We start from the raw sequence: 13,253 nt of genomic DNA on the forward strand, positions 1-13,253 counted from the left end.
TTAAATAAACAAAAAGAAATGTTAATACAAAAATATCAAAATGCTAAAAATGAATTAGCTTCGTTGTTTAAGCAAAAAGAGTCGTTTAAACAGCAAATTATAGATATTCAAGCAAGTGTTGAAAATACGGATAAGGCAATTTCATTTTTGGCGACGGACGTATTATCAAAAGCAAAAATATTAGAGCGCAAAATTAAGGAATTAGAACAAATAAAAAATAAGCTATCAGTTATTTAAAAATCTATAATAATTAATGAAGTTTATCAAAATGAAAACAAAAAATGTTTTAACAAAAAATATCTTGTTATATTTCAGGATGTTTTTTTGTTTTCTAAAACATAAAAATTTTATGATAAACATAGGAAATAAATCAATAGGATGCTTTCAATAAACAACTGCCTTCTTGATAGTAAAATCACTAGAAAAAGCTAAAAAGTGCCCTGTTTTAGATGATATTCGTATATATATATATATATAGTATTATTTATATGGAACATTTAATAATGTTACATTTATTTATATATTGAAAGGATATTAAAAATATGAAATTCTGTGGAAAATGTAATAAGCATTTTGATGAATATGTTAAGTTTTGTCCAATTTGCAGCGCAAATCTTTCTAACAATTCTAATAAGCAAGTAAAGAATAATACACAAAACAATATTTTTGCGATTCTTGGATTGGTTTTTGCGTTTTTTATTCCTTTATTAGGTTTGGCTTTTAGTATTGTTGGTCTTGTACAATCTAAGAATCTTGGAGGATCTGGTAAAGGATTGGCGATAGGTGGTATTGTTGTTTCATTAATATTACCAATTTTAATTATTTCATTAATTTTTGGTCTCGCCTCACATGCAGCTGCTGCTGCTAGCCTGCCTTTTTATAATATTTAATGAAAATTTTAAAATATTTGGATATTTGTCCAAATATTTTTAATTATTGTTTTGTAGTTTAAACTTGTTTTGGTTATAAAAACTTCTAAAAGCTTAAGTTGTAGCAAAAAAATTATTTTTTAAATTCTATAATAGATCCAGTTTCAAATATTTCGCCATCAATTTGCGAAAAATCATTGGTTATATTTTCGATTTTGATTTCATTGCCAAATATTTGTTCAACGTTTTTTATTGCAGTATGCATTCCTGAGTAGACTAGCATAAAAGCACCGAGAAGTTTTGTAATTGCTAAATCATGCACGACAATAACACATAATTTATCAGATAGTATATCAGCATTTGGAGCAATTTTCATTCCTCCGCCATAATAAGGCCCATTCATTACTGAAACAAGATTTATGTTATTAAAAAAATACTCTTTTTTATCAACAGTAATCTTTATGTTGTTTAATCTCTTATATTTTTTTAAACATTCAATTGTTGTTCGAAAAAAAGAACCCCTTGCACCTGACTTCTTTTTTTCATTAACAGTTTTAGCAATTAGAGCATCAATTCCAAAACCAGTTCCATTCAAGAAATATCTATATGTATTTCCTGACTTAATTATTGGCAATTTTTCAATAAACTCATTAATTTTGTAAAGATGTCGCGATTTTTTTTCTGGTTTATGGTGGATCTTAACATTTCGTACAAAATCATTTCCCGTACCCGCCTTATATGCATATATTTCTGGTTTAGCGCACGATTGTTTTAAAGTGTTAATAATATGTGTTAGGGTACCATCGCCACCAATGATTATAATTTTATCCTCGTTAGTAAGGCGATCTAGCGGGGAATTGTTATTATTGCTACTTGCTACATTGATAATTTTTAAGGAATCCTCGTTCATTATTTTGACGATTTTGGAAACAATATTGAATATTTTTGATTGATTTCTACCTGTTTTTGATAATGAGTTATATAAAACGTATAGCATGGAAGTATTATATAATAATATCATTAGAAAAAAGTATTAAAAATCCATTTTAAACTTATAATTATAAAAATATGACGAATCCTAAAATTAGAAACTTTGCAATAATTGCACATATTGACCATGGAAAAAGTACATTAGCAGATCGTATTTTGGAACAAACTAATACAATTACAATGCGTGAATCAAAACCTCAAATTCTAGATTCGATGGATCTGGAGCAGGAAAGAGGAATTACTATTAAATTAAATGCTGTTCAGATTAAATATAAGGATTATATTTTTCATTTGATCGATACACCTGGTCATGTTGATTTTACCTATGAAGTAAGTAGGAGTCTAGCAGCCTGTGAGGGGGCTATTTTATTAGTTGATGCAACACAAGGTATTCAAGCACAAACATTAGCTAACGTTTATTTAGCCATTGAAAATAATCTTGAGATAATACCGGTTATAAACAAGATTGACTTAATTAGTTCAGAACCGGAAAGAGTTAAGAAAGAAATCGAAAGTATAATTGGCATTGATGCAAGTGATGCAATTTTAATTTCAGCTAAAACAGGAAAGAATATCGATAATGTTATTGAAGCAATTATTGAAAGAATACCTGCTCCCAAAGAAGCTGATCCCAACAAGCCTCTTAAAGGTTTGATATTTGATAGTTATTTTGATAATTATCGAGGGGTTGTTATCTATACGCGTATTTTTAATGGCGAAGTAAAACCAGGTGACACCATTTACTTTATGCAAACCAAAAAATCATATATGGTTACAGAATTAGGTGTTAAGAATCCTTATGAAGAAAAAAGAGATAAACTTTCTGCCGGTGAAGTTGGTTGGATCACTGCATCAATTAGGGATGTTAAGGATGTCGCTGTTGGTGACACTATAACTTTGTTAGATAATCCTGTCGATTATCCTCTTGCTGGATATAAAAAAATGAAGCCTGTTGTTTATACTGGATTTTTCCCCGTTGATAACAGGGATTATAACGCCTTAAAGGACGCTTTAGAAAAAATTAGTCTTTCTGATTCTTCAATAATATGAGAACCCGAAACCTCAAAGGCTCTTGGATTTGGCTTTAGAATTGGTTTTCTTGGTCTATTACATATGGACGTTTTACAAGAAAGACTTGAAAGAGAATTTAATATTGATATATTAGCAACTGCCCCTTCTGTGGAATTTGTTGTTACTCTAACAAATGGTGAGGTTGGATATATTACCAATCCTTCATTATTTCCTGATCGTAGTTATATTAAAACTATTGAGGAACCATATATCCGAGCATCAATTATGTTAACTGAGGAATATATTGGGTCTATTATGGAACTTTGTCAATCAAAAAGAGGGAAGTATATTAATATTGAGTATTTAGATGAAAAAAGAAGACGTTTAATATATGAACTTCCACTAAATGAAACTATATTCGATTTTTTTGATCTAATGAAAAGCTACTCAAAAGGTTATGCTTCTTTTGATTATGAACATATTGGCTTAAGAGAAAGCGATCTTGTTAAGGTAGATATAATGTTGAATGGGGAAAAAATTGACGCTTTAGCGCTAATTGCTCATCGTGATTTCGCATACAATAAGAGTCGTGAATTAGCCGAAAAACTTAAGGAGGTAGTACCAAGAAAAAATTTTGAAATTCCGATTCAGGCGGCGATTGGTGGTAAAATTATCGCAAGAGAAACAATTAAGGCTTATCGTAAGGACGTAACTGCTAAACTTTATGGTGGAGATGTTACAAGACGCCAAAAATTGCTAAAGAAGCAAAAAGAGGGCAAAAAAAGAATGAAACAGATCGGCAGTGTTGAGGTGCCACAAGAAGCTTTTTTAGCAATCTTAAAAACAGATAACAATAAAAAATAGGTCATGAGAAAGGACTGCGCTTTTATGGAATTAAAACCAATTATAACCAATAGTTCTCAAAGTAGCGATGTAGTTGCAAAATATTCTGAAATGTTAACTGTTAATAATATGTCAGGTGCAGAAATCAAGACAAAATCATTAAGTTCTAACATTAAAAAAACTCTCGACCCTGAAGGATTAATACCAAATGGAATATATAAGGTTTTCAGAGCTGAAAAATCATTAAAAAAGTTTAGCATATCAGCTTATTTATTTGTATTTTTTTTGGCATTAATATCTTGCTTATTATTTGCATTTGCGCCCTCATTATTTTCTAGTTATCTAAGCCAAGATATTAAATTAGTCCCATGAGGGTGATATGTTTCTCCAATCCTATTTGGATTAATATCGTTAGTCTTACTTATTTTGGATGTAATAGACCTGAATGCACTATCTAAGTCTGTTGACGATTATCGTGAAAAAATAAAACAAGGAATTAGTTTTGCTCCACCTTTTATTGCCTCATTGTATGAAAAACTAATGAGAAGACAAGTTAGAATTACATGATTTGTTGTTGCGATTTTATTTTATGTGGGTTTATTTACTCTTGCCTTTTGAGGCCTTAAGGATGCTCAGTGATGAATTTTGAACTTTAAGGATTGAATACACAAGGCTTTTTCTGACCCAAATTTAGTTATTTATATTCTTTGTGGAATAATGCTCGGGGTTTTACTTTTATTTATTATTGGAACAATCCAAAGAAAAAAAAGAATGGTTGATATTCAAGTTTTTTTTGGTAGTGACGTGATGAGCAATACAGAACTATCAAAAATAAGAGCAGAAGCACATAAGTTTTGAGCTAAAATTTTTTTTATAAGTGTGTTAGTGCTTTTAGTTATACCTATTATAATTTTATTAATTGTTAAAAGAATTATGAAGAGAGGAAGATAAAATATTATGCCTGTATGAGGAATCGTTTTATTAGTAATTTTACCTATCATATTTGGAATTGCTGGTGCTATTTTAGCTATTTTTATAACAAAGAAAAAATTTGAAAAGCAATTAAAAGAAAACCCACCAATCAATGAAAAGATGATTAGAGTTATGTTTCAACAAATGGGTCGCAAGGCTTCTGAAGCGCAAATTAGAAGCGTAATGCGTTCGATGAAACAAGCAAAATAGAGTGTGCCAAATAATGAGCACATTCTATTTTTATTATTTATTCATGCGTTATGAAATTTTTGTGTTTAATATGCATTATCGATATTTATTATTAAATATTTTTTTGAATGCTATGAGTATAGTCACTAACAACAAGCTCAATATCAAACCGACATTTTTAAAATATGATAAGTTAGAATATTATTGATATAATTTAAGTTAAATGTAAATAACTTTGGAGGTATATTAGAATGACAAAAATGAAAGCATTTGTTGTGAGGGGGCCAAAGGATTGATCGATAACAGAAGTGGCTATTCCTAAACCCAAATATAAGGAAGTATTAATAAAAATGGAAACAAGTGGAATATGCCATACTGATTTGCATGCAGCTAATGCTGATTGATTAGTAGATCCAAAATATCCACTCATTCCTGGACATGAAGGGATCGGAATTGTTAGTGAACTTGGAGAAGGATGCACAAGACTTAAGGTTGGTGATCGTGTTGGTTTGGCTTGGCTTCATGACACATGCGGTCATTGTGAGTTTTGTTTAACCGGAAGAGAAACTCTATGTCCTAACCAAAATATGACTGCTTATACAAAAGATGGCACATTTGCTGAATATGCTATTGGTCATGAGGATTATGTAGCAATTATTCCTGAAAAATTTGATATTGTTTCTGGCGCGCCAATTATTTGTGCTGGTGTTACAACATATAAGGCTTTAAAGAGAACTAACATTAAACCTAATAATTATGTAGCGGTTATAGGTGTTGGTGGATTAGGTCAACTTGCGATTCAATATGCAAATGCAATGGGATATAAGGCTATTGGAATAGATATTAGCGATGATAAGGTTGATTTAGCATTGAAGAGTAAGGCGGTTGCTGCCTTTAATTCACGAAAAGATCCTGATTTTATAAGTAAAATTATGCAGTTAACAAACGGTGGAGTCCATGCTGTTATCAACACTTCAGTACATCCGACAGCAGCCGAACAAGGAATGGCAATATTACGGCGTGGTGGGCGCCAAGTTTTGGTGGGATTGCCGGCCAAGGATGCTATGGGAAAGGTTGATATTAATGTTTCTATTTTTTGAACTGTTCTGTTAGAAAAAGAATTGGTTGGTTCAATTGTAGGAACTAGACAAGATCTTAAAGAAGCAATTGAATATGCAGCTGAGGGAAAGGTAAAATCAGAAGTTACAAAAATTGTTAAACTTGAAGATGTTGAAGAAATTTTTGAAAAACTTGAAAAAGGCGAATTTCTCGGAAGAGCAGTTATTGATTTTAGAACAAAATAATTTTTTAAAAATATACCAAGTAGAATAATATAAGTCTCTAATACTACTCAATTAATATGAGTAGTATTTTTAAAAAATGAATATAAATGTTAAATTGTAACAAAAATGATCCATCTATTATATATAGTAAAATGTTATCGGTGATTTTATTATGTGCGAAATAGAATTAAACTATTTTCACTTAAATCCTTTCATAAAAAAATTCGGACCCTGAATATTTTTACCTCATTAAACTATATAAATTTTATTCATTTTTTCTTCTATTATTTTCTTGATGTATTCGCTGGAAATTTAATATTCTGTATTTATGAATACAAAATGTTTTTTAGAGAAGTAATTAAGATTTTTAGCCAATATTTTTCCCAGTACTCCGTTATCTTATAAATATTCTTTATTTACATTTTTAAAAAATAAATCATTTTTTAGCTCGACCGATCTTCTTCATCTTTCGAACTCTACTTTGTGACTTAAGCTGGCGTTTTTTCTATTATTCTGTATGAATTCGTAATCTCTTAGAATTGCAAAGCATATATCAATTTTTAGTTGTATTAATAAAAGGAATTTGTATTTGGTTTTATAAAATAAATTTCATTTAATTTTTTGTGATTTTGTAAAAAAATTCATATTGATCAAAACCTTAAAAATAAAAAGTCATCAATCATATGTCTATCAATTAAACACTTGTCAAATTGTTGCATATTTTTAATTTGTTCTAGTCTATACTTGAAAAATATTTTTTGGTTTTATACCCATTCTTTTTCAAATCATTTATATAGTTTAGAAAAATGCTTGTATCAGTCAGTCTTTTGTCAATAATTTTAATACCGTGCTCATTTAGAAAAGGAGCAATATTTTTTATAACAGTAGATTTTTTGCTTGCTCCCATTCCTGAAAATGTAATTCTTAATGTTGTTCTCCTTGAAGTTGCAAAATATAGATATAATGAAATTGAAAAATGGATAATGTTTATGATCAAAGCATCGAAATTTGGAAAGGCAACACCAGAGAAAAACGCAAAGCATATTATGCTTTTTAAACATCATACAATTTACGAATCTTTAAAACCTAACGCCATCATTGTTGAAGCGACTGCTGATATTGGATTGAATGTTGCTAACAGTATAACAGACACTAATTTATATTTAAAATTTGAGCCAAATTCTAAATAATTTATATTGAATATTTTTCCTAATATATTGTTGGTAAATGGGTTTGAAAAGTAAAATATTACAAAGAAAATTAAAAAATATAACGCAAATAATAGTGACGAATATAATGAACTTCTTGGTTCACTTATTTTGAAATTTTTCTTGATTTTTTTATTAATTAATATCGATATCAATATTGCTATATAAATGAATTATAGAATTCCATCAATGACTAAGCCATTTGCAAATGAAAAGAATGCGTATAAAATTGCATTGAGTATTTCGGTTAAATATACCGTTGTTTTTTTCTTTGCAAATCAATATATTGAAATAACTCCTAAAAATCCCGATAAGGCAACAAAAATATTTGTTATCTTTTTATAATGAGATCAGAGAGCTCCATATAAATGTTTTGGTGTCAATATTAAATATTGAAAAAATAAAAAGAACCAGTACGATTATGATAAAAAAAGAAATTTTAATTTTTCTTCTATTTTAATAATTTGTTTCATTTATTTTAAAGCAGTAGGTGCTTAGATTGTTTAATATCTGTATATTGCGGTTAATAATTGTAGTTAAAAAATAATAATAAAAATACAAATACGCCTTAATTTAAGATGTATTTGTATTTTTTTATACTTAAACTGGGAAATAATTTTGAATATTTATATTGAATTTATTTGATTAGTTATTAGTCGAGTTTATCATTGGCTTTGAATAATTCATCATCTAATTTTTGAATTTTTCTTTCTTTTGCCATTTTGTTTAAAATATCAAGAACGTAATTTTTTTGTTGTAGGTTTGAAACTTGTGTTTTAATTCTATTTGATAATTCTCTACAGAAATCATCTAAGCTAATTGTAATATAAGAATTTTCTAATATTGTTATAAATAGATCACGCAATTCATATGGATGGATATCAAAAATTGATCTTTTTGTTTCTTTTGAAAAGCTTTCCCTAAATTTAAAATTGAAATCAGGGAAAGAAGGAACTATGAATAGGTATTCATCTTTGCTACCCAGTCCATATGCTAATTTGCTTGCTAACATTTTAACACCATTTGTTAAACGATCTTCGCGTAGTAATTTTTTAACGATACCTTCATAAGTTTTATAAGGCAATGCACCTGCAACTGAAAATAGTTGAGCAATAATAAGACTTCTTTCTCCTTGATATGATTTTAAAAATTTTAAACTATTCATTTCAATAAATTTATCTAGATCAGGAAATGCTGGGAAAGTTGCTTGTTCATTTTCATGTTCATTTAGTTCTATTGTGAATGATTTTATCATTTCTTCGTTGTCTTCTGATTCGTCAGTCGAATTAGTGTTGTTATATAATTCTTGCAATTTATTTAAAATAATGTTAACTTGTGCATCGGGGTTTTTGAATCAGTCAGTTGATCAAATTCTGTGAATATTTCAACCTCTTGCTTCTAACACTTCTTGTCTTAATCTATCACGATCACGTGTTGTTTTTGAAGAGTGATAGGTTGCTCCATCGCATTCTATTCCTAGAATATATTTGTTTGGATTATTTTTATGAACTACTGCTAAATCAATTCTAAATCCTGATGATCCGACTTGTGTTTTTAAAGTCAAACCTTGCTCAGTAAGTTTATCATAAACTTGTTGTTCGAAAAGTGATTCAACACCTCCGCTCGTTTCTTTTAAATCTTCTAAGGTGTTTATTCCGAATTCAGCGTTTTTAATGAATTTTTCAAGAAGTTTAACCCCTCTTTGTTCGCTTCTGAATCAATTAACTTCATGACTTTTGAATGATGATATAAGAATTAAACCTTTTTTGGCACGAGATATTGCAACATTAAGTCTTTTATATCCGGATTCGCTGTTATTTATTGCTCCAAAGTTTACACTAACTTCACCGTTTGCGTTCCTTTTATTATCTAGCAAGAATAATATGATATCTCTTTCATCACCTTGAACTGTTTCAATGTTTTTAACAAAAAATGCATCTTCTCTATCTTCATCAAAATAAAATTTTAAATGTGGATTATCATGAATAAATTTATCCATTTCTCTTTCAAATTGATTTAAGATTTCGGCGTTAAATACAACAACACCGATTGAATATTTATTTTGATACTTTTCAATAATGTCCTTTATTGTTTTCTTTGCTTCTTCAAATAATGTGTTTGTTTCGTCAATATATTTATTTGGTTTTGCGTAAAGGAATCTTAATCCTTCGATATCATTAGGTTGTTTAGAGTTAGGGAATGTTATTAAGTCTTTATAAATTTCTTTATTTGATGTATAAATTAATTCTTCAAATTTTGAACGATAGTGTCATTTTAGTCTAATTGAGTTAAGGCTAGCTTCAGCTAAATTTAGAAGTGAATCATAGCCATCTGAAAAGTTATCTGTTGAATCCTCGACTTCAAGAAAACCTTCTTCATTTTCTGCTGATGAAAAGAAGTTTGATGGAGGCATTTGTTCTTTATCTCCAACGACTATAACTTGTTTAGCTCTAAATAATGAACTTATAGCACTTTCGGGTCTAATTTGAGATGCCTCGTCAAATATAACTGTATCGAATGTATAGTCAACATCTTTAAAGAAGTTACTTACTGTTAGAGGAGAAAGCATTAAACAAGGTTTTATATTTAAAATAAGTTCAAGTGCTTTTTCAAAAAACTTCTTAAAAGGCATAATGGCACGAGTTTTACTGCTTTCTTTTTTAAGCAACATATACTGACTATTAGCAGCGGCGAAGAATAAACTAGATTTAATTCTTTTATCATTTTCTAAAATAATTTTATCTCTTGCCAAAGTATTAGCTTCTTTGTCTTTTTCTTTAAATACATTTACACATTGATTTAGTAAAACTGTATCTGCATTTGAAATTTCAGTTTGAATAATAGTTTCTGTTAGTTTTTCATAGAATTTTTTAAGATAAATGTTTTCAAAATTGCTATCTATATTGTTTGAAATAATGGCTTCAATGAAAGAACTTTGACCTAAATCGGCAAGCCTATTTTTTGCGCTAATGAAACTTATGTAGCTAGTTATTGAATCCATATTTGTCAATAATGTTATTGTTTTAGATAGAAAATCATCTAGTGATACTGTTTTAAAATTTACAATATTATTGTCGAATAAGGAACCAAGAAATTCAATATTTTCACATAGTGTGTTTAAATTATTTATATTTGTCTTTATTGATTCTTTGTTTTGATTATAAGTTTTTACATACGCATTGAATATTGTTAGGATATCATTATTATTTTGTTTAATAAACTCAAGACTGGTTAAAACTTCATTAACTTTATCAATATTGAAGTTGTCTAAATTTAGATTTATTTTGTTTATTAGTTCATTAAATTTTGTGTCCAATTCTTTTATTTCAGCGAATTTTTTAGCTTCATCAAGGGTTCTTAATTTTCACAGATTTTCAGGTTCATATACATTTTGTTTTTTGAAATAACTTCTGTATTGTCTTCACGTTTTTGAAAAAACCCTAAAAGGGTTAAATTTGTTTTTGTTAAGTGTTGAATAAACTTCTATAGCATCATTAGTTTCAAAAAATTCTAAATTCTTTCAAATTTTAGATTGGGTTTCGTATTTAGCGGTTTTGTCATTGAACACACTAATAATTTCTTTTAAATTTATTATTTCTAAATCAATACCGCCATTTAAATAGTTTGAAATATCCTTGAAGTTATTATTTTTAATGAAGTTTGCAACAAATTTTATATTTAAAGTATGTTTAGAAAATTCATTATAAAAGTCGTTTGGTTGTGCAAAAATATTCAAGTTTTTGATTCAAGTAGCAATATTTTTTGAATGATCTTTTAAGAAAAATAGTTTTTCCTCAATCTCATCTTTTTCTTTAAATTTAATTGTATCCTTTAATAAACCGTACCATGGATGTTGTTTAAAATTAAAATCTATGTTCTTCAGTGAATGTTCAAATGACTGAATTGTATTCTTAATATTTTCAAAATCTTCACCATTAATAGACATTATATTATTAATACTGAATCTTATGTTTGGGAAGTCATTTAATGAAAAATATTTACCAATATATTCGTAAAGATTTTTGTATTGAGGTTCTCTTTTTCTTAATAAGATTTCTCCATATTTTTCTAAAAATTCTTTGCTTCTTTGATAGTTAGAAATCAATGTTTGAATATTGTTGTCATCGATTTCATATAATCTTGCCTCTTCGATTGATTTATTAATATCTCTTAATATTTCTTTTTTATCGACTTTTGTGTCGTGAATAGGCATCGCATACTTTTCCAATTTAATTTTTTTAAGGTTGTTGAAAACGACTTGAAGAGCAGCATTTTTTTCAGCAACAAAAAGAATCTTTTTACCTCTTGTTATAAGTTCGGTAATAATATTTGTAATTGTTTGGGATTTACCTGTTCCGGGAGGTCCTTGTAAGATGAAACTTTTTCCTTCAATGGCATTTTGAATGGCGATTTCTTGTGAAGAATCTGAGTTAAGAATTTTATATTGATTTTGAATATCAATCTTTTGGTTTATATTTGTTTCATTAATATTAGATATATCTGTTGCATCGTCAATTTCAGCGCTGATCATTCTTTTGAAAAATTCACTTTCAGATATTTTCTCAATATTTTGTTCAATATCTTTGTAGATGTATATATTACTAAAGTCAAATGTAGATAAATAAATATCTTTTGTAATTTCTCATCTTTTATCGCTAATTTGGCCTAGAATTTTTTCAGCGTATTCATCAAACATTTCATTGGCATTATTATTTGAAGGTTCAAATGTAAAGTCGGCATTAAAACTATTTTTCATTTTACGTACTAATGTTTCATTTTGAATAAAATCATTTTCCGCTTTTCTTGTAATTCTTCAACCTGATGTATTGCTATCTTTTTTTAATTTCTACTGGATAGAATAATAAAGGAGCGTAATTTGGCTCATATGAAGTTGTTGACTCGTATCACTTCACTAAACCAAATGTCATATAAGCAATATCAATTGAATATTCCTCTCTAAAAGTTCTTGCCTTTTTCTCAATTTTCTTAATTGTTTCTAAAAATATAGACTCACCAAATTCTGGATAAAGTTGATTTTTCTTGATAGTTGTTTGTTGCTCAATATCTTCTAAATTATGTGAATATAAAGCTTCATATCCGTATTGGCTTTCTGTATATTTTCTAACTTGGTCATAAATTGCCAATGGGAACACTTCTTTTTCAGTGTTATTGAACAATTCTAGTAATGAATAAAAGTCAGGATAAACTATTTTTAATTTATTGGGAATGGTCTTTTTTAAAGAGATACCAATATTTAAGGATTTGTTTCTTAAAGTTAAGTCAAGTAATTTCGTTTTTCAATGATTAATATTTTTTATTAGTTTTTCTTTTTTGATATTATCGATCATGTCTTTTAATCCCATTTCTATTTACATTTAATACTGTATTAAATTTAGATTGTTATTGCTGGTTTTATGTTTAAAATACTTTCAATAATGATTTTTTTATACAGCTTAAACTTTTAATGATTTTTATAATTTTATAACTAATTATAAAAATATACAAAAAGTGCTGATTTGCTTAAAAAAATTGGCACTTTTTTTACTTTTATGCGTTAAATTGCATGTTAATTCTTAATCAAATCGCAACATTTTTATAGTTTAAAAATGTTTATTAAACTTATGATATCAAATTTATTTTTTAAGCTTTATTCATATTTGGATTGGTTGGTAAACCAAATTTTTTAAACCCACTTTTGCGGACAATAAAATAGAATTAAAAATCTACTTAAAGTATTCAGATAGGTTATTATCCACTTCTTTAATTACGTTTTTAAACATTGATTTTAAGCGGTTAATTTCTTGTTTTAAATCCGATGTATTTAATTTAAATCTTTCTAAATTTCTAATCAAGTAATTAAACTTGTTCGTAAATGTCGAAACTACTGA

The 13,253-nt window shown here is 27.9% G+C and carries 11 protein-coding genes; 8 read left to right on the forward strand and 3 right to left on the reverse strand.

What is annotated here, in order from left to right; genetic code table 4:
• The coding region (locus ACWXVQ_RS03090) for a hypothetical protein (protein WP_456013583.1) at positions 1-237 on the forward strand (237 nt) is incomplete at its 5' end.
• Between the two features lie 305 nt (positions 238-542).
• Positions 543-890 carry a hypothetical protein gene (locus ACWXVQ_RS03095; RefSeq protein ID WP_455966167.1) on the forward strand — a complete coding sequence of 116 codons (348 nt, stop codon included), beginning with the start codon at positions 543-545 and terminating at the stop codon, positions 888-890.
• 112 nt (positions 891-1,002) lie between these two features.
• On the opposite strand, the gene ACWXVQ_RS03100 is transcribed toward ACWXVQ_RS03095, so the two are convergent.
• Entirely contained in the window at positions 1,003-1,866 is an 864-nt protein-coding gene (locus tag ACWXVQ_RS03100) for a diacylglycerol kinase family protein (RefSeq protein ID WP_456013584.1), read from the reverse strand.
• Positions 1,867-1,937: 71 nt separating this feature from the next.
• Between ACWXVQ_RS03100 and lepA the strand changes: the two genes are divergently transcribed.
• The 6 genes from lepA to ACWXVQ_RS03130 all read left to right on the forward strand — a co-directional run bounded on the left by lepA (position 1,938) and on the right by ACWXVQ_RS03130 (position 7,710).
• Positions 1,938-3,734: a translation elongation factor 4 gene (lepA, locus tag ACWXVQ_RS03105; protein WP_456013586.1), complete on the forward strand. Its 1,797-nt coding sequence runs from the start codon at positions 1,938-1,940 to the stop codon at positions 3,732-3,734.
• Positions 3,735-3,758: 24 nt separating this feature from the next.
• Positions 3,759-4,664 (forward strand): MSC_0882 family membrane protein, encoded by a 906-nt coding sequence (locus ACWXVQ_RS03110; RefSeq protein WP_456013587.1) that lies wholly within the window; start codon positions 3,759-3,761, stop codon positions 4,662-4,664.
• Positions 4,665-4,670: 6 nt separating this feature from the next.
• On the forward strand, positions 4,671-4,895 hold the full coding sequence (locus ACWXVQ_RS03115) for a YneF family protein (RefSeq protein ID WP_438340363.1): 225 nt from the start codon (positions 4,671-4,673) through the stop codon (positions 4,893-4,895).
• 230 nt (positions 4,896-5,125) lie between these two features.
• Positions 5,126-6,178, forward strand: coding sequence for an alcohol dehydrogenase AdhP (gene adhP / locus ACWXVQ_RS03120; protein WP_438340362.1), 1,053 nt, complete (start codon positions 5,126-5,128; stop codon positions 6,176-6,178).
• Between the two features lie 785 nt (positions 6,179-6,963).
• The gene (locus tag ACWXVQ_RS03125) at positions 6,964-7,347 is read left to right on the forward strand and encodes a hypothetical protein (RefSeq protein WP_456013588.1); all 384 of its coding nucleotides are present in this window, start codon (positions 6,964-6,966) and stop codon (positions 7,345-7,347) included.
• Between the two features lie 186 nt (positions 7,348-7,533).
• Positions 7,534-7,710 carry a hypothetical protein gene (locus ACWXVQ_RS03130; protein WP_456012000.1) on the forward strand — a complete coding sequence of 59 codons (177 nt, stop codon included), beginning with the start codon at positions 7,534-7,536 and terminating at the stop codon, positions 7,708-7,710.
• 307 nt (positions 7,711-8,017) lie between these two features.
• On the opposite strand, the gene ACWXVQ_RS03135 is transcribed toward ACWXVQ_RS03130, so the two are convergent.
• Positions 8,018-12,121: an AAA domain-containing protein gene (locus ACWXVQ_RS03135; protein WP_456013590.1), complete on the reverse strand. Its 4,104-nt coding sequence runs from the start codon at positions 12,119-12,121 to the stop codon at positions 8,018-8,020.
• Positions 12,122-12,194: 73 nt separating this feature from the next.
• Complete coding sequence (locus ACWXVQ_RS03140; RefSeq protein ID WP_456013592.1) at positions 12,195-12,728, reverse strand: DUF4011 domain-containing protein; 534 nt, start codon at positions 12,726-12,728, stop codon at positions 12,195-12,197.
• Between the last annotated feature and the right edge of the window lie 525 nt (positions 12,729-13,253).

This window comes from Mycoplasma sp. 527 (assembly GCF_053851595.1).